General features: G+C 71.5%; 20 protein-coding genes. 13 read left to right on the top strand and 7 right to left on the bottom strand.

Annotated elements, in window-relative coordinates; translation table 11 throughout:
• The first annotated feature begins 24 nt into the window (after nt 1-24).
• The 6 genes from Q7F20_RS02715 to Q7F20_RS02740 all read left to right on the top strand — a co-directional run bounded on the left by Q7F20_RS02715 (nt 25) and on the right by Q7F20_RS02740 (nt 6,415).
• A complete protein-coding gene (locus Q7F20_RS02715) occupies nt 25-903 on the top strand; it encodes an SMP-30/gluconolactonase/LRE family protein (protein WP_305738575.1) in 879 nt (292 codons plus the stop codon).
• A 70-nt stretch (nt 904-973) separates the two neighbouring features.
• Nucleotides 974-2,110 (top strand): glycosyltransferase, encoded by a 1,137-nt coding sequence (locus Q7F20_RS02720; protein WP_305738576.1) that lies wholly within the window; start codon nt 974-976, stop codon nt 2,108-2,110.
• Nucleotides 2,107-3,237, top strand: a complete 1,131-nt coding sequence (locus Q7F20_RS02725; protein ID WP_305738577.1) for a glycosyltransferase family 4 protein — start codon at nt 2,107-2,109, stop codon at nt 3,235-3,237. The genes Q7F20_RS02720 and Q7F20_RS02725 overlap by 4 nt, the downstream gene beginning before the upstream one ends.
• On the top strand, nt 3,234-4,208 hold the full coding sequence (locus Q7F20_RS02730; RefSeq protein ID WP_305738578.1) for a hypothetical protein: 975 nt from the start codon (nt 3,234-3,236) through the stop codon (nt 4,206-4,208). Before Q7F20_RS02725 ends, Q7F20_RS02730 begins: the two co-directional genes overlap by 4 nt.
• 37 nt (nt 4,209-4,245) lie before the next feature.
• Nucleotides 4,246-5,397 (top strand): 23S rRNA (uracil(747)-C(5))-methyltransferase RlmC, encoded by a 1,152-nt coding sequence (gene rlmC, locus Q7F20_RS02735; RefSeq protein WP_305738579.1) that lies wholly within the window; start codon nt 4,246-4,248, stop codon nt 5,395-5,397.
• A gap of 334 nt (nt 5,398-5,731) precedes the next feature.
• Nucleotides 5,732-6,415 carry a transglycosylase family protein gene (locus Q7F20_RS02740; RefSeq protein ID WP_305738580.1) on the top strand — a complete coding sequence of 228 codons (684 nt, stop codon included), beginning with the start codon at nt 5,732-5,734 and terminating at the stop codon, nt 6,413-6,415.
• Nucleotides 6,416-6,479: 64 nt separating this feature from the next.
• Here Q7F20_RS02740 and Q7F20_RS02745 read toward each other — a convergent pair whose 3' ends face one another.
• Nucleotides 6,480-7,679, bottom strand: coding sequence for an LCP family protein (locus tag Q7F20_RS02745; protein ID WP_305738581.1), 1,200 nt, complete (start codon nt 7,677-7,679; stop codon nt 6,480-6,482).
• Nucleotides 7,680-7,742: 63 nt separating this feature from the next.
• Complete coding sequence (locus tag Q7F20_RS02750; protein WP_305738582.1) at nt 7,743-8,165, bottom strand: MarR family winged helix-turn-helix transcriptional regulator; 423 nt, start codon at nt 8,163-8,165, stop codon at nt 7,743-7,745.
• 76 nt (nt 8,166-8,241) lie between these two features.
• On the opposite strand from Q7F20_RS02750, the gene Q7F20_RS02755 reads away from it, so the two are divergent.
• Together Q7F20_RS02755 and Q7F20_RS02760 are read left to right on the top strand one after the other, a co-directional pair.
• Nucleotides 8,242-10,368 (top strand): efflux RND transporter permease subunit, encoded by a 2,127-nt coding sequence (locus Q7F20_RS02755; protein ID WP_305738583.1) that lies wholly within the window; start codon nt 8,242-8,244, stop codon nt 10,366-10,368.
• Between the two features lie 12 nt (nt 10,369-10,380).
• On the top strand, nt 10,381-11,031 hold the full coding sequence (locus Q7F20_RS02760) for a GntR family transcriptional regulator (protein ID WP_305738584.1): 651 nt from the start codon (nt 10,381-10,383) through the stop codon (nt 11,029-11,031).
• Nucleotides 11,032-11,118: 87 nt separating this feature from the next.
• On the opposite strand, the gene Q7F20_RS02765 is transcribed toward Q7F20_RS02760, so the two are convergent.
• Genes Q7F20_RS02765 through Q7F20_RS02775 form a run of 3 tightly spaced genes read right to left on the bottom strand, consistent with a single transcriptional unit; the run spans nt 11,119 to nt 15,621 of the window.
• A complete protein-coding gene (locus Q7F20_RS02765) occupies nt 11,119-11,895 on the bottom strand; it encodes an IclR family transcriptional regulator (RefSeq protein WP_305738585.1) in 777 nt (258 codons plus the stop codon).
• Nucleotides 11,896-11,921: 26 nt separating this feature from the next.
• Nucleotides 11,922-13,328, bottom strand: coding sequence for a hypothetical protein (locus Q7F20_RS02770; protein WP_305738586.1), 1,407 nt, complete (start codon nt 13,326-13,328; stop codon nt 11,922-11,924).
• Nucleotides 13,329-13,374: 46 nt separating this feature from the next.
• A complete protein-coding gene (locus tag Q7F20_RS02775; protein WP_305738587.1) occupies nt 13,375-15,621 on the bottom strand; it encodes an FAD-dependent oxidoreductase in 2,247 nt (748 codons plus the stop codon).
• A gap of 108 nt (nt 15,622-15,729) precedes the next feature.
• Between Q7F20_RS02775 and Q7F20_RS02780 the strand changes: the two genes are divergently transcribed.
• Nucleotides 15,730-17,076 carry an MFS transporter gene (locus Q7F20_RS02780; RefSeq protein WP_305738588.1) on the top strand — a complete coding sequence of 449 codons (1,347 nt, stop codon included), beginning with the start codon at nt 15,730-15,732 and terminating at the stop codon, nt 17,074-17,076.
• Between the two features lie 138 nt (nt 17,077-17,214).
• Nucleotides 17,215-18,750 carry an LCP family protein gene (locus tag Q7F20_RS02785; RefSeq protein ID WP_305738589.1) on the top strand — a complete coding sequence of 512 codons (1,536 nt, stop codon included), beginning with the start codon at nt 17,215-17,217 and terminating at the stop codon, nt 18,748-18,750.
• Here the strand turns inward: Q7F20_RS02785 and Q7F20_RS02790 are convergent.
• On the bottom strand, nt 18,743-19,384 hold the full coding sequence (locus Q7F20_RS02790; protein WP_305738590.1) for a TetR/AcrR family transcriptional regulator: 642 nt from the start codon (nt 19,382-19,384) through the stop codon (nt 18,743-18,745). The genes Q7F20_RS02785 and Q7F20_RS02790 overlap by 8 nt on opposite strands.
• Before the next feature lie 48 nt (nt 19,385-19,432).
• On the opposite strand from Q7F20_RS02790, the gene Q7F20_RS02795 reads away from it, so the two are divergent.
• A complete protein-coding gene (locus tag Q7F20_RS02795; protein ID WP_305738591.1) occupies nt 19,433-20,011 on the top strand; it encodes a sigma-70 family RNA polymerase sigma factor in 579 nt (192 codons plus the stop codon).
• Nucleotides 20,008-20,790, top strand: coding sequence for an endonuclease/exonuclease/phosphatase family protein (locus Q7F20_RS02800; RefSeq protein WP_305738592.1), 783 nt, complete (start codon nt 20,008-20,010; stop codon nt 20,788-20,790). Before Q7F20_RS02795 ends, Q7F20_RS02800 begins: the two co-directional genes overlap by 4 nt.
• 9 nt (nt 20,791-20,799) lie before the next feature.
• On the opposite strand, the gene Q7F20_RS02805 is transcribed toward Q7F20_RS02800, so the two are convergent.
• On the bottom strand, nt 20,800-21,597 hold the full coding sequence (locus tag Q7F20_RS02805) for a hypothetical protein (protein WP_305738593.1): 798 nt from the start codon (nt 21,595-21,597) through the stop codon (nt 20,800-20,802).
• A gap of 194 nt (nt 21,598-21,791) precedes the next feature.
• On the opposite strand from Q7F20_RS02805, the gene Q7F20_RS02810 reads away from it, so the two are divergent.
• Nucleotides 21,792-22,691 (top strand): SDR family oxidoreductase, encoded by a 900-nt coding sequence (locus Q7F20_RS02810; RefSeq protein WP_305738594.1) that lies wholly within the window; start codon nt 21,792-21,794, stop codon nt 22,689-22,691.
• The last annotated feature ends 70 nt before the right edge of the window (nt 22,692-22,761 follow it).

Consider the following 22,761-nt stretch of genomic DNA (forward strand, 5'->3'; position numbering starts at 1 on the left):
GTCGAGGTGTTCGAAGGAGAGCACATGTCGTTCACCGATCTCGTCCCCGACCCCGGCGCGCTCGAGCGCATCGCGACGGGCAGCACCTGGGCCGAGGGACCCTGCTGGATCCCCGCGAGCCGCACCCTGCGGTGGTCGGACATCCCCGGCGACCGCATCCTGCAGTGGCACGCCGACTCCGGTACGACGTCGGTCTACGCGGGCGGGGTCGAGTTCACGAACGGCCGCACCCTCGACCGCGACGGCAGTGTGGTGCAGTGCTCGCACGGGAACCGGCGGGTCGAGCGGGACCGCGACGGTGTGCTCACCCCGATCGTCGACGCGTGGAACGGCGTCCGGTTGAACTCACCGAACGACGTCGTCGTCGCGCGGGACGGCAGCGTGTGGTTCTCCGACCCGGCGTACGGCATCACCCAGCCGCGCGAGGGGCACCCCGGCGACCGGGAGTACGGCGACCACTGGGTGTTCCGGTGCGGACCGGACGGCGAGGATCTCCGGCCCGTCGCCACCGACCTCGACGAGCCGAACGGGTTGGCGTTCGACCCGTCCGAGCAGGTGCTCTACGTCGCGAGCTCCTCGGGCGACGAACCGGTCATCCGCGCGTACGACCGACGCGGCCCTCGGGGCGAGCTGCTCAAGAACGGTCGGGTGTTCGCGCGACTGGAGCCCGGCGAGGGGGCCCCGGACGGCATCCGCGTCGACGTGCACGGCAACGTCTGGTCCTCGTCGCACCGGGGTGTGGTCGTGTTCGACCCCGACGGTTCCCGGATCGGCGAGATCGCCGTCCCCGAGGTCACCGCGAACCTCTGCTTCGGCGGCGACGACGGGACGACGCTGTTCCTGGCCGCCACAACGTCCGTGTACCGCATCGAGACCACGACCCGGGACGCCGCAGCCCACTGACCCCGTTCCCCTTGCCCGGTACTGCAATGTAGAATATCATTGCAATCATCAGGTGAACGAGGGAGCGGGCATGTCCAAGCGTGTGGCGATCATCGGGACCCGCGGGTACCCGTCCTACTACGGCGGCTTCGAGACGGCGGTGCGCCACGTCGCTGCCCACCTCGCCGACGCCGGCTGGGACGTCACGGTCTACGGCCGCCCGGGGCAGGAGCGTGCGGACGATCCATCGCTCGACCACCGCGTGACGCGGCGGACCACCCGCGGCCTCGAGTCGCGATCGCTCTCGACGCTCTCGTACGGGCTGACCGCCGTCCTCGACACGATCCGGCGCCGGCCCGACGTCGCGCTCGTGATGAACTGCGCCAACGGTTACTGGCTCCCGCTCCTCAAGCTCGCCGGCATCCCGACCGTGGTCAACGTCGACGGGATCGAGTGGGAACGCGCGAAGTGGGGGCGGCTCGCCAAGGCGGTGTTCAAGACCGGCGCCCGGGCCACCGCACGCTTCGCCGACCGCCTCGTCTTCGACGCCGACGCCATCGGCGACCACTGGCGCCGCGAGTTCGACCGCTCCGGCGTGATGATCCCCTACGGCGGTACCGAGTCCGGTGCCCTCCCGCTGCACCCCGACGACGCGCACCTCGCCGGGCGCCCGTTCGCCCTGGTGGTCGCGCGGTTCGTGCCGGAGAACACGGTCGCCGAGTTCCTCGTCGCCGCGGAACGCATCGCCGAGCGCCACCCGGTCGTCATCGTGGGGTCGACGGGCTACGGTGGAGCACTCGACACCGCCGCGCAGGACCTCGCCGACCGGCACCCCGCCGTGACATGGCTCGGCCACGTGTCCGACGACGACCGGCTCTTCGCGCTGTGGCAGCAGGCCGGTGCGTACTTCCACGGCCACAGCGTCGGTGGGACCAACCCGGCCCTCGTCCAGGCGATGCACTGTGGCGCGCCGACCGTGGCCCGCGACAGCGTCTACAACCGCGAGGTCCTCGCCGGCACCGGCGTCCGGTTCGTCCAGCCCGACCCCGATGCGATCGCCGACGCGCTGCTCGACCTGCTCGACGACCCGGTGGAGCAGGAGCTGCTCCGCGGCAGTGTTCGCGACCGCGCGCGCTCGGCCTACACGTGGTCGGGCGTCTGCAGCGCCTACGAGCAGGTGCTGGCCGAGCACGCGGGCGTCGTGACCCCGCAGGCGGTGTCGGCATGAGCGCGCGGGTGGACAGCATGCGGATCGTCCCCGAGCTGCGCGCTGCACACATCGAGCGGCACCGACTCGGCACACCCGCCGAACTGCTCTACCTCGGCACGAACTACGACCTCGCCGGCACGGACCTCGCGCCGGGCATCGAGCGCGTGTCCGTGACCGGAGCGCTCCGCCGGTTCACGACCACGACGGCCACCACCCTCGAGGTCCCGGAACCACTCTGGATGCGGTTCTGGCCGAAGCACGCGCTGCTCGCGGCGGGGTTCCACGTCGCGGGACTGCTCCGGCGCCGGCCGCACCGGGTGGTCACGTACGCGATGGAGAACAACGACCTCCAGGCCCTCGTGGGCGGTCGTCGCCGGGTGCCGGGCGTGGTCGTGCTACTGGTGGCACTGCTCGTCGGCGCCGTCGCGCGGCTGACCATCGACCGCATCGCGTTCGCGAGCGACGCCGCACGCGCCACCTACGCGTCCCTGCCCCTCGTCGCGGCGATCGAGCAGTCGTCGACGCTCGAACTGCCCCGGCCGGACGAAGCGCCGGTCGACGCGACGCCGCTCACGTGCGTGTTCGTCGGGGTGATGGAGCGGCGGAAGGGCGTGCACGAGCTGATGGACGCGTGGCCCGCCGTCGAGCGGGCCGTCCCCGGCGCCAGGATCGTGCTGATCGGCCCCGGGCCCCTCGAACCGCTCGCAGCCGAGTGGGCCGCGTCGTCCCCGTCGACGCGGCGGGTGACCGGACGTCTCCCGCATGCCGCCGCCGGTGCGCTGCTCCGCTCGTCCGCCGTGCTCGTGGCTCCCTCGGTGGCCGACGGACGGTGGCGGGAACAGATCGGCCTGCCGATCAAGGAAGCCCTCGCCGCCGGACTGACGGTCGTGACCACCGACCAGACCGGGCTCGCGGGCTGGCTGCGGGACCACGGCCACGGCGTCGTGGAGCCGTCGGCCCCGGACCTCGACCGTCGCCTCGCGCGGGCGATCACCGACGCGCTGCAGGCCCCCCTGGACCGCGGCCAGGTGCGGGGTGCTCTCCCCGAGCGCGACGGCCGACTCGCCGCCGACGCCTGGCTGCACGGTCGGCAGACACGGCTCGTCGCCGACGTGCCCACCCGCCCGATCGGAGTCGCCTCGTGACGGCACCCGGCGTCATCGTCGTGAACACCCTCGGCGGTGCGCTGCACCACTACGCGCGCGGACTGGCCGCGACGCTCCGCGCCTCCGGAGCGAGGGTGTGGGTCACCCACATCGACGAGCCCAGTGTCGCGGGGCGCTCCGGGATCGACTGGGTGCGTCGGTACCTCCTCGCGCTGTGGGCCGCTCGACGAGCCGCCGGTCGTGGCGCGGCGCGGGTCATCGTCACGTGGCCGGTCCTCGGGCACCTGGATCGCGTCGTCCTGCGTGTCCTGCTCGGACAGCGGGTCGAAGCAGCCCTCGTCGTCCACGATCCCCATCCGCTGGTCCGTGCCCGTGGGTACGGCGTCGTCGCGCGCCGGATCGGTGCGCTCGCGAGGCACGTCCGCCTGATCGTGCACAGCGAGACCGCGGCGGCGGCGCTGCGTGAGGACTGCCCGGACGCCGTGCCCGAGCTGCTGCCCCACCCGGTCGTGCCGCGAGCGGCCACCGTGGCGGCACCCACGTCGGACGACCGCCCGGTGGTACGCGTGCTCGGGCAGTTCAAGCCCGACCGCGACCTCGACCTGCTCACCGGGATCGGGCGTGCGATCGGCCGCTCGCACCGGCTCGAGATCATCGGCCGGCGCTGGCCCGAGGTCGACGGGTGGTCCGTCACCGACGCCTTCGTCGACGAGGACCAGCTCGACGCACTCCTGGTCACGGCGGACGCCGTCGTCGTGCCGTACAAGCGGTTCTTCCAGTCCGGCATCGCGATCCGCGCGCTCGAACTCGGGACCCCGGCCGTCGGTCCCGCCGGTTCGAGCATCGCTGACCTCTACCCGGACGACCGCTGGCTCGGCGACGGCTCCGTGTCGTCCTGGTGCGACGCGATCGCGTCGGCATCCACCGCCGAGCGCGACGAGACGCGTGCCCTGGCATCGCGGGCCGACCGGGTCTGTCGTGCGGCCTGGGCGGAGTGGCTGGCGCGCTGACCCCGACACGCGGCCGCTGCCGTATCCTGACTCGGCCATGCAGTGCGACTACTTCGACCGCGGGGTGTGCCGCTCGTGCACGCTCATGGGGCAGCCGTACGCCGAGCAGGTCCTCGACAAGGAACTCCGCACGCGCGAACTCCTGCACGACGCAGTCGAGGCCGCCGGGGGCCCGGGCTCGGTCGAGTGGCTGCCGGCGATCACCAGCCCCGAGTCCGCCTACCGCAACAAGGCGAAGATGGTGGTCGGCGGGACCGTCCAGCGGCCGACGGTCGGCATCCTCGACCACCGGCAGCGCGGGGTGGACCTGCGGCACTGCGGCATCTGCACACCCGGGATCCAGCGCGCCCTCCCGGTCCTCGCCGGGTTCATCGCGGACGCGGGGCTCATCCCGTACGACGTCGCGGCCCGGCGGGGGGAGCTGAAGTTCGTGCTCGTGACGGAGTCGCCCGACGGTGAACTCATGGTGCGGTTCGTCCTCCGTTCCGAGGGCCAGCTGCCGCGGCTCCGGCAGCACTTCGACGCGCTCCGTCGAGCGTTGCCGAACGCGGTCGTCGTCACCGCGAACCTGCTCCCCGAGCACAAGGCCGTCACCGAGGGGGACCGGGAGATCGTCCTCACCGAGCAGGAGACGCTCCCGATGCGGCTCGGCGACGTCACGATGCACCTCCGCCCGCAGAGCTTCTTCCAGACGAACACGCACGTGGCGACCGAGCTGTACGCCCAGGCGTCGGCGTGGATCGACGAGGTGGCACCCGCCTCGATGTGGGACCTGTATTGCGGTGTGGGTGGCTTCGCGCTGCACGCCGCCCGCCCTGGTCGCGCGGTGACGGGCATCGAGACCAGTCGTGAGGCCGTGCGGTCCGCGGGGCAGTCGGCGCGCGAAGCCGGTCTCGAGGGCGTCCGTTTCGCCGCCGACGACGCGACCGAGCACGCGCTCCGGGCCCGGCCCGGAACCGTCCCCGAGCTCGTCGTCGTCAACCCGCCGCGGCGCGGGATCGGCGAGACGCTGTCGACCTGGCTCGAGGAGTCCGACGTCCGGCACGTCGTCTACTCGAGCTGCAACCCGGTGACCCTGGCGAAGGACCTCGCGCGGATGCCGTCGCTGCGCCTGCGGCGCGCGCGGGTGCTCGACATGTTCCCGCAGACCGGCCACCTGGAAGCGGTGACGCTGCTGTCCCGAGGGTGACCCGCCGACGGCCAGGAGGCGCGGGTCGGCGCCGCCACGTGCCTCCAGGCCGTCATTGCCAGGGAATTGCCAAGGTGCCGTACCCGGGTACAGCGCGATCACGATGTGCGCGGCGATCGCGCCGTACAGGAATCGGCCCGGGGGACGTAGCACCTACGGGTAGAACCGTTTGTCTCGGTTTGATAACGGTCAAGAGTCTCCTATGGTGGCCGACCGAGGCGCCACCGGCACGAGACCACTGCCCCCGGCGGCGCACCCCACGACACGACCGCGATCGGTCGGGACGGGCAGTGGCGATCGGCTCTCGATCCGTGGTCCCGGTGGAGCATCAACCATGAAGAAGCTTTCTCGTACCCGCACCATCGTCGGCGGCCTCGCCTTCGCAGGCATCGCCGCGACGGGTGTCGGCCTCGCGGCGGCGCCCGCGAACGCAGCCTCCGGTTCGACCTGGGACGCCCTCGCGCAGTGTGAGTCCGGCGGCAACTGGGCGATCAACACCGGCAACGGCTACTACGGTGGCCTCCAGTTCAACCTCGGCACGTGGCAGGCGAACGGCGGCACGGGCAACCCGGCCTCCGCGAGCCGCGCGACCCAGATCGCCGTCGCCGAGCGCGTCCTCGCCTCGCAGGGCTGGGGCGCATGGCCCGCCTGCTCCGCCCAGCTCGGGCTGAGCGGCACGGCCGGCGCAGCTCCGCAGGCCGCCGCTCCGGCTCCCGCCGCCCCGACCCAGCAGGCTGCCCCGCAGCAGCAGGCGCCGGTGCAGCAAGCTGCACCGCAGCAGACCGCGCCGTCGACCGAGGCCCCCGCGGCGAAGGCGGCTCCGGCTGCTCCGAGCAAGCCCGCGGCCGTCAAGACGAGCGGCAAGACCTACACGGTCGTGTCGGGCGAGACGCTCGACAGCATCGCGACGAAGCTGCGGATCGACGGCGGCTGGAACAAGCTCTGGGCAGCGAACACGTCGACCATCGACGACGCGAACCTGATCTACGCCGGCCAGGAGCTCCAGCTTCCCGCCTGATCGTTCCTCCGATCGACAGGACGCCCGGTGACCGTGTGGTCACCGGGCGTCCTGCTGTGTCCGGCTACTGGGGGTTGTCGGCCAGCCACCGGGTCATGTCGTTCGAGCGGAGCGCCTGCGAGAGCGACCGTACGGCGATGGAGTTCACCGCGACGTAGGACTGCCCGTCCGCCGAGGTCCCGCCGCCCGCCGTCGGCATCGTGAAGGTCCGCAGGTCCGACGGGCGGAGGTCGCGCAACGACCAGCCGAGGTCGACCATCGTCCGAGCGGTCAGGCCGGCGTCCACCGACAGGTACTCGCTCGTCGCCCGGACGAAGTCCTGCACGCGCCCGGGGTCGGTGAGCGTCTCACGCGAGACGAGTCCGTCGACGATGCCGCGCATGAACGCCTGCTGGTTCCGCACGCGGGTGTGGTCGGCGTCGGCGAAGGCGTACCGCTCGCGGACGAACGCGAGGGCCGCGTCGCCGTCGAGCTCGTTCGCTCCGGCGGTGAACTCGTGTCCGCGCGCGGAGAAGGCCGTCCGCGACTGCACCGTCACGCCGCCGAGCGCGTCCGTCATGCCCGCGAAGCCGGCGAAGTCGATCTCGGCGACGTGGTCGATGCGGACGTCGAGCAGCCGTTCGACCGTCTGTACCGTCAGCGGGACCCCGCCCCACGAGTACGCCGCGTTGATCTTCGCGGTGCCGTGGCCTGGGACCTCGACCCACGAGTCACGCATGATCGACATGAGGTACACGGCGCGCTTGTCGGCCGGGACGTGCGCGAGCATCAGGGTGTCCGAGCGGCCACCGGCAGCCCGGTCGCCGTCGGGATCGGCGTTCTGGCGGGAGTCCGACCCGATGAGCAGGATGTTCTGCGCTCCTGCGGTCGGAGCCGGGCGCGCGCCGGTCGGGAAGGGGTCGGCGATGACGTCGGCGTCGTAGCTGCGGAGGAGTCCGGCGATGAAGATGCCGGCGACGACGGCGAGGACCGTGGCGACGGCGACGAGTGTGCCCGCGGTGCCGAGGAGAGCCACGAGGAACGGGCGCTTCCGGCGGCGCTGGCGGCGCTTCCGGCCGCTCCTGCCCCGGCCGGACCGGCCCCGACCCGACCGGCTGCGGCCCGAGCTGCGGCTGCGGACACGGTCGCTGAACCCGCGCTGCGGTGCTCGAGTCACGGTGCCCGTCTCCGTGCCCGTGTCGTCGTCGGCGATCGCTGCTGCTGCCGCCGCCGCTGCCGCCTCGGCTGCTTCGGCGGCTCGACGGGCTGCTCGGCGCTCGGACATCGGGTCTCCTGCGGGTCGGGTCGGCCGTGCTACCGACTCCGCGAGTCTACCGTATGTGGTATATCAACCGCTAGGTGTTCGATTCGGGCGGTGCTTCTCGAGCAGCGCGGTCAGGGCGTCCCGCAGCACGGGGTCGTCCGGCAGCAGGTCGCGCTCGATGTGCCGGGCGGTCTCCCATGCCTCGCGCCCGGACTCCGTCACGGTGACGACCCGACGGCGTCGATCGTCGGGGTGCGGCGAGCGCTCGACCAGGCCGTCGCGCTCCATGCGCTCGAGGGTGCGGGACATGGTCTGCGGCTGCACGCGTGCCGTGCGCGCGAGGGTGTCCGCGCCGGTCGGGCCGGTCCGCACGAGGATGTCGATCGCGATGAGCGCGGCATGCGGCAGGCCGATCGCACGCAGTCGCTCGTCCCAGTCCCGTTCGATCGCCCGGGCCGCGGCGGAGAGGAGGCGCCCCAGTGGCCATACGTCGGGGGCGTCGTCCATGGTCTGAGTCTACGGATCACAGTTCTCCGCATGCTCTAGTAATCAGCATGCTGACTATTGGAGTACGCTCACCGACGTGCCTCGCTTCCTCCGCATCGTCCTCCCCGCGCTCGTCATCGTGGCGTGGCTCGCCATCGCCTCCGTCGGCGGTCCCTTCTTCGGCAAGATCTCCGAGGTCTCCACGAACGACCAGACGTCGTTCCTGCCTGCTTCGGCGGACGCCACCAAGGTGCAGGAACGCGCCTCGGAGTTCCGGAAGGCGTCCGGAGCCCCGGCGATCGTCGTGCTCGAGCGTGACGGCGGCCTGACGGCTGCGGACCAGCGCGCCGCGTCCTCCCTGGCCGCGCGGCTCGGGGACCGCGAGGACGTGCAGGGAGTCAGCCCGGTGATCCCGAGCGAGGACGGGGATGCCGTCGAGATCGTCGCCACGCTGACCCAGAGCGCCGACACGGGTGACGCCGTCGAGGCCGTGCGCGCCGACGTCGAGGACGCCCTGCCGTCCGGGGTGCAGGCCTACGTCACGGGTCCGGCGGGCTTCACCGCCGACCTGACCGAGGCCTTCGCGGGCATCGACGGTCTGCTGCTCGGGGTGGCGCTCGCGGCGGTCTTCGTGATCCTCATCATCGTGTACCGGTCACCGCTCCTGCCGATCCTCGTGCTCGGCACCGCGACCTTCGCCCTTTGCGCGTCCATCCTCGTCGTCTGGTGGCTCGCAAAGGCCGACATCGTGACGGTCAACGGCCAGGTGCAGGGGATCCTCTCCATCCTCGTCATCGGCGCCGCGACCGACTACGCACTCCTCTACACCGCACGCTTCCGCGAGGCGCTACGCGACCACCGCACCGGGTGGGACGCGACGAGGGCAGCCCTGCGAGGGAGCCTCGAGCCGATCCTCGCCTCGGGCGGCACGGTCATCGTCGGTGTGCTGTGCCTGCTGCTCTCGGACCTCAACTCGAACAAGGCCCTCGGACCGGTCGCGGCCATCGGCATCGCGTTCAGCCTCCTCGCCGCGCTCACCCTGCTGCCCGCGCTCCTGCTCGCGTTCCGGCGTGCGGCGTTCTGGCCGCTCCGTCCGCAGTACGGCAGCGGACACCCCGTCCTCACCGGACCGGAGGCCCGCGGAATCTGGGCACGCGTGGGTCGACTCGTGGCGCGTCGGTCCCGGGTGGTCTGGATCGTGTGCACCGTCGGGCTCCTCGCGATGGGCACCGGACTCGTCGGCCTCGAGGCGGACGGGGTCCCGCAGAGCGACCTGGTGATCGGGAGCTCCCAGGCCCGCGACGGTCAGGAGGTGCTCGCGGAGCACTTCCCGGGCGGATCGGGGAGCCCCGCGCAGGTCATCGGCGCCGCGTCGAAGACCGACGAGCTGGCGAGCGCGATCACCGGGGTGGACGGCGTGGACAGCGTCGTGGCGGCCGCGAAGGACTCGCCCTCCGGCACCGTCCCGGTGACGACGAGCGGCAGCGCGGGCGGTGCCTCGGGCGCGACGCCCACCGTGTCCCGCGGGGACGTCCTGCTCGAGGCCACCCTGTCCGACCCGGCCGACTCCGACGCGGCCGAGCAGACCGTGCGTGCCCTCCGCACGGCGGTCGAGCGGGTCGACCCCGGCGCGATCGTCGGAGGGGTCACAGCGACCGCCGTCGACACGAACGACACCGGCATCCGGGACCGCACCCTCATCATCCCCGTGGTGCTCGCCGTCATCCTGCTCATCCTGATGCTGCTGCTCCGGAGCATCGTGGCGCCGCTCGTGCTGATCGGCAGCGTGATCGTGTCCTTCGCCGCGGCGCTCGGTGTCGGCGCCCTCGTCTTCGACCACGTGTTCCACTTCCCCGGTGCTGACCCGAGCGTCCCGCTGTACTCGTTCGTGTTCCTCGTGGCGCTCGGCGTCGACTACAACATCTTCCTCATGACACGGGTCCGCGAGGAGGCCCTGGCGCACGGTCCCCGCGAAGGCGTCCTCCGCGGACTCGGTGTCACCGGCGGGGTGATCACCTCGGCTGGGATCGTCCTCGCGGCGACGTTCGCGGCGCTCGGCGTGATCCCGATCCTGTTCCTCGTGCAGATCGCGTTCGTGGTCGCGTTCGGCGTGCTCCTCGACACGATCGTCGTCCGCTCGCTGCTCGTCCCCGCTCTGGCGTACGACCTCGGACGCCGAGCCTGGTGGCCGTCGCGCCTGTCGCGTCCGGCCCATCACATGTGACACGCTGGACGCATGCCAGTTCCTTCGACGCAGCCCACCGCCGAGCGGAAGCTCCTCCGCGACACCGTGCAGGACAAGATCCGGGACGCGATCATGGACGGCACCCTGGAGCCGGGCGAGCGGCTCAACGACGACGACCTCATCGCCTGGCTCGGCGTCTCCCGCACCCCCATCCGCGAGGCCCTCGCCGAACTCGCCCGCGCCGGACTCATCGAGATGGCCCCGAACCGGTACACCCGCGTCGCCGCCCCGACCAAGGACGAGCTCCTCGACGCGTACCAGACCCTCGGCGTGATCTACGGCGGTGTCGTTCGGCTGGCGGTGCCCCGCCTGACCGAGGCGCAGCGGAAGCGGGTCGTGAAGATGCTCGACGACGTGATCGCACGGACCGGATCGGGCAAGCAGGACGAGGTCGCGCGCGAGGGGGCGAGTATCTACGCGACGTGGGTCGACGCCTGCGGCAACCCGTCACTCGAGCAGCTCTGCCGGTCGACCACGGACGGCCTCGCCTTCAAGCTGCGGGTACCGGAACTCGCCGAGTTGATCCCGGCCGACGTCGTCCTGCCCGAGCTCGAGAAGCTCAAGGCCGCTGTCGTCGCGAAGGACCCGATCGCCGCCGAGCTCGCGATGGAAGCGATCCACCTGCTGCCGTCGCGCGCCTGACGCGACGAGCACGGCAGGCGCGACCGCCTGGCGGCCAGGAGACGCGGGTCGGTCCCGCACCGTCCCTCCCGTCCGTCCGGGCGTCCGTCAGTGCGCGACCGCGCTGATCATGCCCAGGCCGACGCTGATGCGGTCGGCCACCTCGATGAGGTCCTCGGCGAGGGACGCGGTGTCCCGGTCCCGCAGCTGCGTCACCCGCCCGGAGATCGACAGCGCCGCCACGATCCGGCCCGACGCGTTCCGGATCGGCGCCGCGATGCAGAAGCGTCCGAGGGCGACCTCTTGGTTCTCGACGCACCAGCCGCGTTTCGCCGACGCATCGAGGTCCGCCGTGAGCGCGTCGTGCGACGTGATCGTGTGGTCGGTGTAGCGGGCGAGGTCGAGGCCGAGCAGCGCCTCCCGCTCGGCCTGTGACAGGTCGAGCATGAGCGCCTTGCCGAGCGCCGAGGCGTGCAGCGGCTGCCGCATGCCGATCATCGTGTGCGACTTGGGGGCGAGCGATCCCTCGAAGTGGCAGAGGTAGATGCAGGCCGCGTCGTCCTGCACGCCGACGTTGGCGGTGAGCCCGATCCGGTGCGCGAGCTCCTGCGCAGCGGCCCGGCTCTCTCGGTGGACGGGGTTGTGGTTGAGTCCCTGGCTGGCGAGCTCGAGGACGGCCCGTCCGACGGAGTACCCCTGCGACTCGGGGTCGCGGTGCACGTACTCGAGCGACTCGAGCGTGGCGAGCAGTCGCCCCGTCGTCGACGTCCCGAGGTCGATCGCCCGCGCGATGTCGGAGGCACGCATCGGCCCGTCGGCGGCACCGAGCGCGCCGAGGACCGCCGCGGCGCGCTCGATGCTCTGGTTCGGAGGGGTGGTGGCCATCCGCCCATTCTGTCCCGTGGAGTCGATCAGGACACCGTGACACCGCTGACGAACTGGTTCGTCCGCACCTGGGCCGCGGTGAGGGCCGCGCCGCCGAGCACGACGTCCTCGAAGGCCACGTCCGACACCCCGTGCGTCGCGTCCCACCCGGACAGTGTCACGCGGTCGGCCGTGACGTCGGTGAAGTCGCGGATCGTGATGCCCGTGATCCGGCCCCGCTCGTCGCGGTAGCCGGTGTCGTTCGAGTACGGCCCCTTGAGCACCTGCAGCACGATGGCCTGCCCGCCGACCGGCTGGGACTCCACATAGAAGCCGTCGACGGTGACGTCCGAGACCGTCGCCCAGTCCTGGACGTCGAACTTCAGCGCGACCTCCTTCGCCCGGAGCACGTACGACTGCGTGATGGAGACGTCGGTGAAGACCTCGGTCTCCATGGACGAGCCGAACCGGACGGGGTTCCCGCCGGTGACGTTCCAGAACGTGGTGTCGGTCGCGTGCAACCCGCGGGTCTCGGGTTCGCCGTTCGTCGCGGCGTCGAGGGCGTGCCAGCCGAAGCCGTCGTCGCCGCTCATCACGAAGTTGTGCTCGACGGTCATGTCCTGCACGCCGTCGGTGTCGATGCCGTCGTTGTTGATGAGCGTGCCCATCAGGTTCAGCCAGGACACGTGGATGCCCGAGGACCGGATGTACAGCGTCTGCCACCACTGGGCGTTGCGGACGCCGATGCCGGACACCGTGATGTCCGAGCTGTCGTGGAAGCGGATGGCCATCGTCTTGTCGGTCCGTGACGTGTCCGAGCCGGCGTCGAGGATCCCACGCCCGAGCACGTGCACCCCGGTCACCCCGTCCCCGTCGATGCGACCGTGCACGAGGGCGCCCGGCGCGAGGTAGACCGTCTGGCCCGACTCCGGACGGATCACGCCGGCGTCGTGCTCGCCGGGGCCGAAGTACAGCACGTCTGGGTCCGAGGCAGACGGCACCGCGGTCTCCGACGGTGTGACGAAGAGGAACAAGGCGCGGACACCCGGCGTCTCGATGACGAGCGGGTGCGCGTCGCGGATCGTGAAGGTCACGGTGTCACCGGCTCGGGTCGTGGCGATCCGGAGCGTCCGGGGCGTGACGACCGGGGTGGCCGACGCGGCGAGACCGGGCATCGTGACGCTGATCGTCGCGGTGCCCGTCCCCTTGGCGAACATCGCGACGTCGTGCGAGGTGCCGCTCACGGATTCGGCCTTGACCGGCACCGCGGTGCCGTTGACCGACACGGTGTGCGCGGTGGCGGTCGGCGACGTCGGGTTCCCCGGGTTCGCCCGGATGCTCGCGGTGCCGGCAGCGACCGCGGTGCCCGTCGCGAGGGCCGGCGGGCCGGCGACCCCGATGGTGGTGAGCGACAGCGCGACAGCCGTCGCGATGGTCAGTGTTCGCAGGCGCATTGCGATCTCCCTTGATCGTGGTGGTGCTGCAGGTGGTGCGGGTGGGTCAGTAGACCTTCACGGCGCTCGCCGACGTGAAGGGCGCACCGTTCGTCGCGGTGACGACGATGCGCAGCGAGGCGGTCCGCGTCGCTGGGACGTCGTGCACGCGGTGCCGGTGACGGTTGTCCGTGACGCTCGCGAGTTCCTGCCAGGATCCGTCGACGCACGCCTCGATCCGGTAGTCGCGGGCGAGCGTCGGGACCGCCTCCCACGGCGTGCGGTGGTGGTGCAGGTTGATGAGGTCGGCGTCGACGTCGTCGTTCCAGACGATGCGGACCTGACGGAGGTCGACGGGCTCCGTCCAGTCGAGGGTGAGGGTCGCCGCGCCGTCGCCCGGTTCCGACGACCACAGGTGCGGGCCGCCGAAGGGGCGCTGGTAGCCGTCGGTGATCCGGGAGGCGCGCCACGCGTCCGACGCGTCGGCTGCGGTGAACGCGAAGGAGCGTCCACGTAGTGCCCGCGCCTCCCAGTCGGTGACCGGCTGGTCGGCCTCCTCGGGGATGTGGTCGTCGAACCGGTCGTCGTCGGCGGTGCGGGCGCGGAGCGCGAGGACGCCGTACGGGTGCCCGTCGGTGAGGACCAGGCGGACGCCCGGGGACCGGCGCACGACCAGCACGGCGTTGCACGGCTCGTCCGGCCGGAACACGAGGTCGACGACCGCCTCGCCCACGCCGGCGGGGACGCTCGCGGTGTGCGTCGACACCCGGTCGATCGGGGCGTAGTTCTGTGGCTTGCCGGTCGTCCAGAGCTCGATCGTGACGTCGGTGTCGTGGTCGGCGACGGTCCGGAGGGCGACGGAGCCCAGCGCCGGGTCCACCGGCACGACGAGCGCCGCGTCGCGGTCGAGCGCGAAGGTGTCCTCGGTCGCCCACGGGGTGGTGTCGAGTCGGACCAGCTCGCTGCTCGCGCTGATCCGGGCGCGCTGAGCGAGGTCCGCCCCATCGTGCGCGCGGACGCCGATGAGTGGTGCGTCCTCGCGGAGGAGCGTCTGCTGCAGCATCGCGACGTGGTCGGTGCCGAGCTCACGTGGCGTGACCCCGTGCCGGGCGGCGAGGTGCGCGGCGGTCCCGGCCGCCTGGCCCTGCGCGGCGCAGGTGGCCATCACGCGGGTCGAACCGAACGCGACGTGGGACGCGGAGATGTTCCGGCCGGCGAAGAGCAGGTTCGCGACGTCCGCCGAGTAGAGGGAGCGGAAGGGGATGTCGTACGTGCCGTCCGTGTACCGCTGCTGTGCGCCGGCGGTCTCGGCGTAGACGCCCTCGACCGGGTGCAGGTCGATCGACCAGCCGCCGAACGCGACCGTGTCCGGGAAGGTCCGCTGTGACAGGAGGTCCTGCTGGGTGAGGGTGTGGTCGCCCACGAACCGGCGGTACTCCCGCTTGCCCGGGATCGCGCCGACCCAGTCGAGCGTGAGGGAGTCGGCGTCGAACGCTCCGGAGTTCTTGATGTGGTCCCAGATGCCGTAGACGACGCCCCAGAGCTCGTCGCGGATGCGTTCGTTCTCCGTGACGGTGTCGAGCTCGCCGCCCCACTCGATCCACCAGTAGTTGCAGCCGTTGTCGCCCGTCTTGATCGCCCGGTTCGCCAGGATCGGCGTCGTGCTGAGGTCCTTCGCGATCGACGGCGGCACGAACTTCTCGGGGCGGCCGGTGTCGTGCGTGGAGAAGAAGATCGAGCTGCCGAGCAGTTCGTCGTCCGGCTGCTCGGGCGCCCACTCCTCGCCGTGTTCGTCGCGTCCCTCGCGCCCGATCCGGTACGAGGCCCCGGCGAGGGCACCGACGAGCCCGTCCCCCGTGCAGTCGAGGAACACCGGGGCGGTGAACGTCGTCTCGATCTCGGAGCCCATCGTCCAGCCGGTGACGGACGCGATCCGCGGTGCTCCGGTCCCGTCGTCCGTCGTCGTCACCGTCCGCACGTCGGTGTTGAGGTGCAGGTGGACGTTGGGTTCGGCACGCACGAGGTCGAGCACGACCTGGTCCCAGTAGATCGCGTTGCCCTGCGGGTTCCGGTACTGGTTCTCGAGGAACAGCTCGCCCATGATCCCGGTCTCGCGGGCGAAGCGCTGCGTGCCGTGGGCGGTTGCGCCGACGACCCAGACGCGGATCTCGCTCGAGGAGTTGCCACCGAGGACCGGTCGGTTGGTGACGAGGGCGACGGTGGAGCCGAGGCGGGCGGCGGCGACGGCGGCGCTCACACCGGCGAGGCCACCTCCGACGACCACGACGTCGTGGTGCTGTTCACGGGACTGCATGACGGTGACGGTATCACTTTGTGGTAATCTATTCCCACTGTGTGGCAAAGTCTGCCCGGTAAGTGCTATCGTCAACCAACTCTCGACAACGAAGTGTGAGGTCTCCCCATGAGCGACGGAACCCAGACGCGCACGAGCGCCGACGCCGCCGACACCCCTGTCCCGGACGTGTTCGGCGACGACGCCCGCCGCAGGAGCATGCGGAAGGTCATCGTGGCCGCCGGCGTCGGCCACTTCGTGGAGTGGTTCGACTTCGGCCTCTACGGCACCCTGGCAACGGTCATCTCGCTGTACTTCTTCAAGCAGGGGGACCCGCAGGTCGCGCTCCTCTCGGCCTTCGCCGTGTTCGGCGCCGGGTTCGTGATGCGCCCGCTCGGCGGCCTCTTCTGGGGATCGCTCGGCGACCGCGTGGGCCGGAAGACGACCCTCGCGACGGTCATCCTCATCACGAGCGGCGCGACCGCGGTGATGGGCATCCTGCCGACGTACCAGAGCGTCGGGCTGCTGGCGCCGATCCTCCTCGTGGTGGTGCGGCTCGTGCAGGGGTTCGCCGCCGGTGGTGAGGGCGCGGGGGCGACCACGCTCCTCGCCGAGTCCGCGCCGTCGAACCGGCGCGGCTTCGTCACGAGCTTCATCGACGTCTTCGGCTTCGCTGCGTTCATCGTGGGTGGCGGCCTGGTCTTCCTGTTCACGGCGATCGCGGGCGACGGCGCCCTCGAGTCGTGGGGGTGGCGGGTGCTGTTCCTCATCGCGCTTCCCCTCGGCCTCGTCGGGCTCTACCTCCGCTCCAAGCTCGAGGACACCCCGGAGTTCCGTGCGCTCAAGGCGAAGGGCGACCTCGCGAAGAACCCGCTCCGGCGATCGCTCCGCACCGGGTGGAAGGCGCTGCTGTTCTGCGTCGGGTTCGTCGTCCTCAAGGCCGTCGGGCACTGGATCTTGCAGACCTTCATGCCGTCCTACCTGCAGGCCGACCTCGGCTACTCGCCGCTCGTCTCGTACGGCGTGGTCGTCATCGGGTTCATCGTGATCGCCGCACTCGTGCCGTTCTTCGGGCTGCTGTCGGACAAGATCGGTCGGAAGCCCGTCATGCTCGCCGGAAGCGGCGGGTTCCTCGTGCTCACCTACCCGACGCTCATGCTCATGGACGCCGGCAACTTCTGGGCGGCTGCGGGCGCGATGGTGCTCCTCGGGTTGTTCATGGCGGCGTTCGACGGCGCCGTGAGTGCCGCCATGGCCGAGCTCTTCCCGACCGCGATCCGCTACGGGTCGATGGGCATCGCCTACAACATCAGCGTCGCGCTCTTCGGCGGGATCACGCCGTACTTCGCCACGTGGCTGATCGCCGCGACGGGCAACACCTTCGCGCCGGCGTTCTACGTGATGGCGGCGGCGGCGATCACCGGGATCACGGTGCTGCGGGCGCGGGAGACCCACAAGGGTGGGCTCGCGTCCTGAGACGAGACCGATGGCGGACTGGAGGCGCGGGGCGGGACGGCACCGCGCCTCCAGTCCGCCCGGTGGTCACGGTGGGATCGCGGCGACCTGCCAGGGTCGTGTGATGTTCACGACACGGTCGCCCGGTATGGTTTGCGGGTGACGAACGAGCCCGAGCAGACGACCGGTCGTGGCCGCCGCGGCTTCACGCCACCGCGGCACGGCCGCCAGAAGCGACGTGGCGGGGTGGTCCTCCCCGCCGTGGCGGGCGTGCTCACCATGGCCCTGCTGCTCGGCGGCGGCTACGCCGCGTACGCCTACGGATCGCTCTCGAACGGCGTCACCAAGATCAACGCGATCACCGGGAGCACCTCGACGAAGGACGACGTCGACGGCCAGGCGCAGAACATCCTGCTGGTCGGCGACGACCACCGGCCGGACAACGCGACGCCGGAGGAGATGGCGGAGCTCAGCACCGAGTCGGACGGCGGTGCGACGAACACCGACACGATGATCGTCCTGCACATCAACGCCGACGGCTCGCAGGCGACGATGATCTCGTTCCCGCGCGACTCGTACGTCGACATCCCCGGTGTCGGCAAGGGCAAGCTCAACAGTGCGTTCTACTTCGGCACGCTCAACGGCGGCGGCGACACCGGCGGCGCGAAGTTGCTCATCAAGACGATCCAGAACCTCAGCGGTCTGACGATCGACCACTACGTGCGCGTCTCCCTGCTCGGCTTCTACCAGGTGGTGAAGGAGCTCGGTCCGGTCGACGTCTGCCTCAACAACGCCGTGAACGACCCGTACTCGGGCGTGAACCTGCCGAAGGGCAAGTCCACGCTCGACGCGAAGCAGGCGCTGTCCTTCGTGCGCCAGCGGCACGGGCTGCCCAACGGGGACCTCGACCGCAACGTCCGACAGCAGTACTTCCTGTCGCAGGAGGCCCGCAAGGTGCTCTCCGCGGGGACGCTGCTGAACCCGATCAAGATGGGCAACATCCTCAAGGCGGTCGGCGGCTCGATCCAGACGGACACCGACCTCGTGAACCTCGCGACCCAGATGCGGAACCTGCGGCCCGGGAACATCCAGTCCGCGACCATCCCGACGCTCGGTACCCCCACCATCACCGTCAACGGCTCGGCGCTGTCCATCGTCGAGGTCGACACCGTCGGGCTGCCGGCCTTCGTGCAGGGACTCGTCGGTGAGCCCGAGGAGTACAGCAAGGCCGGTCGCGCACAGCCGGCGAGCACCTCGGTCACCGTCCTGAACGGCAGCGGCGTCACGGGTGCCGCGGGCGCCGCCGGGACCGTGCTCACCGCCCGCGGCTTCCAGGTCGGTGCACCCGGGTCGTCGGAGCTGACGAAGACCACACAGGTGCAGTACCCGGCCGGCATGGAGAAGCAGGCGAAGGCCGTCGTGGCGGTCGTGCCCGGCGCCGTCGCGATGCGGACGAACGCGGTCACGGGCGTGACGCTCGTGCTCGGCTCCGACGGCAAGACCGTGACCCCGGTCGCCGCCGCGGGTGGTGCCGCCTCGAGCCCGGCTGCCGGTTCCGCCGCGTCCGACGCCGGTTCGGGTGACGCCGGTGCTGCGGCGTCGAAGCCCGCGGCGTCGAAGCCTGCAGCCCCCGAGCCGAAGCCGTCGTCGACCGACGTGAAGAGCTACGGCAAGGCAGGCGTCTGCATCAACTGACGCCCGCGCCGGTCGCGTGCCGGCGGATGGACGTGATCGCGGTGTCGAGCCCGATCGCGAGCGGACGGACGTCCCGCTGCACCTGAGCCAGGAGCAGACCGCCCTGCAGCGCCACCATCACGGTCGTCGCGAGCGCGGCGGGGTCGGCGTCCGGTCCGAGCAGTCCGCGTTCCCGCATCGTGCGGATGCCGTCGTGGAACCCCTGCTCCCAGCGGGCGAAGCCGGCTGCCACGAGGTCACGGGTGTCGGCGTCGCGCTCGGCGACCTCGGTGCCGAGGGACCCGAGGGGACAGCCGCCGACGCAGCCGCCAGCCTCGGCGTCCGCGACGGTCCGGTCCCGCCACCGCTGCCAGGCCTCCCACGTGGTGAGGTCCTCGAAGTCCGGACCCTGGTGCGCGATGATCGCGTCGGTCTGCTGTCGGACCACGTCGCGTACGAGCTCCTGCTTGTCGGCGAAGTAGTGGTACATCTGCGATCGTCCGACCGTGGCGGCGGCGCCGATGTCGTCGAGCGTCGTGCCGGAGATGCCACGGGTGAGCATGAGCTCGGCGGCCGCGGCGACGATGCGGCTCCTGGTCGCCAGTCCCTTCGAGGTCGTGCGTCGAAGGGTCTTCGGGGTGCGTTCCGGGCGCATGCTCAGAGTGTACTTGCGAGTACATTTCCGGTATGTGACATTCGACCGGTGAACGACGAACTCCTCGCCAAGCGCGACGAAGAACGCGCCCTCCTCCTCGCGGTCGCCACCGGCGACCGGGCCGCCTTCACCCGGCTGCACGACCGGTTCCGACCGCTCGTCGAGCGCTACGTCCGGCACCAGCTCGTGGACGCCTGGCAGGCGGAGGAGGTCGTGCAGGACGTGTTCCTCGAGATCTGGCAGATCGCCGACCGGTTCGACCCGGCGCACTCGGCCATCGCGTGGATCCGCACGATCGCACAGCGTCGCGCGATCGACCGGGTCCGCAAGAGCCGGGCGGACCGCGACCGCGACCTGCGGATCGGCACCAGGGACGCCGACCTCGTGGACCACTCGAGCACGGAGCGGGCCGAGAGCGTCCTCGACCGTGCTGAACTCCGTCGCGCCGTCGCCGGGCTCCCCGAGCGGCAGCGGGACGCCGTCGTCCTCCGACACCTGGTGGGCATGACCGGACCCGAGGTCGCTGCGCGGCTCGGGGTGCCGGTCGGCACCGCCAAGACCCGGGCGCGCGACGGCGTCATCGCACTTCGGCGGGTCATGGTGCCCGTCGCTAGGTTGGAGGGGTGAGCAACGCAACGCGTCCGATCACCCTGATGACCTACAACGTCAAGAACCCGGATCCCGCCCACGACTGGCCCGCCCGGTTGCCGGTGCTGCTCGACGTGATCCGGCGGCACGACCCCGACGTCGTGTGCGTGCAGGAGGCCTTCGCGCACCAGCTCGACGACCTCCGCGCCGGTCTGCCGGACCACGGCGACGTCGGCCAGGGGCGCGAGGGCGGCACCGCCGGCGAGCACGCGGCGATCTTCTTCCGCCGCAGTCGCCTGCGTCCGATCGACGAGGGCACCTTCTGGCTCTCGGACACCCCGGACGAGCCGGTCTCGAACACATGGGGGAGCCTCTACCCGCGGGTGGCGAACCACGCGCGGTTCCTCGACGCCGAGGGCGAGGCGTTCACGCTCCTGACGACGCACCTCGACCACGAGGAGGGCCCGCACGGGGACGACGTCCGAGCGCGGAGTTCGGCACTGATCGTCGAACGCCTGAGCACGGCGGACGGCCCGGTCGTCGTGGCGGGGGACTGCAACGAGCCGGCCGGTGCGGGGCCCGCGTCGCGGGTGCTCGTCGCGGCCGGGTTCGAGGACGCCTGGATGGTCGGCGGAGACCCGGACGACCGGACGGCGACCTTCAACGACTGGCAGCCGCCGGTCGACACCGGGGAGCGCATCGACTGGGTGTTCACGCGGGGGATCACCGGTGTCGACCGTGTCGTCATCGACCACGACGGGCCGGAGACCTGGTTCGCGAGCGACCACTTCCCGGTGGTGGCGACGCTCCGGGTCTGACCGAGGCGATCAGCAGGTGCGCTTGGCGTGCACCGGCATCGGCGACCCGAGCACCGTGACCGTGGTGTCGTCCGTCAGGGCCGAGACGCCGTTCGTCCCGAGGTCGGAGTCCGGTTCCGCGTCCGACGGCGCGTCCGCGTCGTCTCCTGTGCTGCGGCTGTCGGGCGGGCTCGAGGCATCGTCCTCGGGTGCCCACCCGGGCTCGAGCAGGAGCTGGAACGCGCGCGCGTCCGCGGAACCGAACGACATCCGGTCGGACCTCGGAGCGTCGCGGATCGCCGTGCGGATGTCGTCGCCCACCTGGACGCCGTGCGGTCCGGTCAGCTCCACCTCGTCGCCGAAGCGGGACCGCACGGTCTCGCGCAGGACGCGGATCTCGACGGCGTTGCCGGCAGCGGCCGGGGTCGTCAGCGCGGCGACCCGGACCGCACCGCCCCACGTGTAGGTCGTCCCGGAGGGGAAGCACGCACCGCCGTCGCCCTCGGCCGTCTGCGTGCGCGACGGGGTGCCGAGCAGGCGGTTCAGGAGGCTGACGGTCGTGCGGGAGTCCCGCATCGACGCCTCGGTCACGGTCTTGTCACCGCGCCGGAACACCAGCGACTCGGCGTCGAGCTCGATCGAGTCGACCCGCTTGAGCTTCGCGTTCGTGACCCGGACGGGCTCGTGGTGCACCGGATCCGGTCCGAGTTCGGCCGCGCTCGCCGGAGTCGCGGCGACCCCGGTACCGACGGTGCCGTCGGCGGCGACCGTGCCGGCCGAGAAGGCGAGCACGGCGGCGCTCAACGCCAGCACGGTCCGGAAGGTCACCACTCGACGGTACGACGCCGAACCCGTCTGGACGACGGGTGTTACCGAATCGGGGCCTGGTCGTCACGGAACCGTGACATTCGTCGGTGACGCGTCACGGGCTCTCGCCGGGCCCCGTCGACAGGTCCCTGTCGGCCGAACGGGGGACAGCCTCCTGGACGGTACGGGGGTGCCGCGTGCGTACCGTCGGCGGCATGACGGACCAGTACAGCATGCAGGACCCGACGAAGATGTACGCCGACAAGAAGCCCGACGAGCAGTACCTCGAGGGCGCCGGCACCGACGAGGAGATGGCGGAGAACGTCCCGGCCGACCACGGCGAGGACACCTACCGCGGCTCCGGCCGACTCACCGGACGCAAGGCGCTCATCACCGGCGGTGACTCCGGGATCGGCGCGGCCGTCGCGATCGCCTACGCGCGAGAGGGCGCCGACGTCGCGATCTCCTACCTCCCCGAGGAGCAGGAGGACGCCGACCGCATCATCGCCCTCGTCGAGGCGGCCGGTCGCAAGGCCGTCGCGCTCCCCGGCGACATCACGTCCCTCGAGGTGTGCGAGCAGCTCGTCGCGGACGCCGTCGAGCAGCTCGGCGGACTCGACATCCTCGTGAACAACGCCGGCAAGCAGCAGAACGTCCCCTCGATCGAGGACATCTCGGACGAGGAGTTCGACGAGACGTTCAAGACGAACGCCTACGCGACGTTCCGGATCACGAAGGCCGCCGTGCCGCACCTGCAGCCGGGCTCGACGATCATCAACACGACCTCGATCCAGGCGTACGCGCCGTCGCCGCACCTGGTGCACTACGCGGCGACGAAGGCGACCGTGAACAACCTCGCGAAGGGCCTCGCCGCGCAGCTCGCGCCGAAGGGCATCCGCGTCAACGCCGTCGCCCCGGGGCCGATCTGGACTCCGCTCCAGCCCGCGGGTGGTCAGCCGCCGGAGGCGCTGCCGTCCGCCGGCGAGCAGACCTACCTCGGCCGCTGGGGCCAGCCGGCCGAGCTCGCGCCGGCGTACGTGTTCCTCGCGAGCGGCGAGTCGTCGTACGTCGTGGGTGAGACGCTGCACGTCGACGGCGGCATGCCGACGCCGTAGTCGCGACCGGGCGACGGACGGGAGCGCGCCCCTCAGCGGCGACGCGAGTCGTTGCGCGGGGCGCGCTCCC

It is taken from the genome of Curtobacterium sp. A7_M15 (assembly GCF_030705415.1).
GTDB lineage: Bacteria > Actinomycetota > Actinomycetes > Actinomycetales > Microbacteriaceae > Curtobacterium.

Bases quoted from the DNA above. Each gene is read 5' to 3' on its own strand.
- Q7F20_RS02715 (WP_305738575.1), top strand. From the start codon at position 25: ATGTCGTTCACCGATCTCGTCCCCGACCCCGGCGCGCTCGAGCGCATC.
- Q7F20_RS02720 (WP_305738576.1), top strand. From the start codon at position 974: ATGTCCAAGCGTGTGGCGATCATCGGGACCCGCGGGTACCCGTCCTAC.
- Q7F20_RS02725 (WP_305738577.1), top strand. From the start codon at position 2,107: ATGAGCGCGCGGGTGGACAGCATGCGGATCGTCCCCGAGCTGCGCGCT.
- rlmC (WP_305738579.1), top strand. From the start codon at position 4,246: ATGCAGTGCGACTACTTCGACCGCGGGGTGTGCCGCTCGTGCACGCTC.
- Q7F20_RS02740 (WP_305738580.1), top strand. From the start codon at position 5,732: ATGAAGAAGCTTTCTCGTACCCGCACCATCGTCGGCGGCCTCGCCTTC.
- Q7F20_RS02745 (WP_305738581.1), bottom strand. From the start codon at position 7,679: ATGTCCGAGCGCCGAGCAGCCCGTCGAGCCGCCGAAGCAGCCGAGGCG.
- Q7F20_RS02750 (WP_305738582.1), bottom strand. From the start codon at position 8,165: ATGGACGACGCCCCCGACGTATGGCCACTGGGGCGCCTCCTCTCCGCC.
- Q7F20_RS02760 (WP_305738584.1), top strand. From the start codon at position 10,381: ATGCCAGTTCCTTCGACGCAGCCCACCGCCGAGCGGAAGCTCCTCCGC.
- Q7F20_RS02765 (WP_305738585.1), bottom strand. From the start codon at position 11,895: ATGGCCACCACCCCTCCGAACCAGAGCATCGAGCGCGCCGCGGCGGTC.
- Q7F20_RS02770 (WP_305738586.1), bottom strand. From the start codon at position 13,328: ATGCGCCTGCGAACACTGACCATCGCGACGGCTGTCGCGCTGTCGCTC.
- Q7F20_RS02775 (WP_305738587.1), bottom strand. From the start codon at position 15,621: ATGCAGTCCCGTGAACAGCACCACGACGTCGTGGTCGTCGGAGGTGGC.
- Q7F20_RS02780 (WP_305738588.1), top strand. From the start codon at position 15,730: ATGAGCGACGGAACCCAGACGCGCACGAGCGCCGACGCCGCCGACACC.
- Q7F20_RS02790 (WP_305738590.1), bottom strand. From the start codon at position 19,384: ATGCGCCCGGAACGCACCCCGAAGACCCTTCGACGCACGACCTCGAAG.
- Q7F20_RS02810 (WP_305738594.1), top strand. From the start codon at position 21,792: ATGACGGACCAGTACAGCATGCAGGACCCGACGAAGATGTACGCCGAC.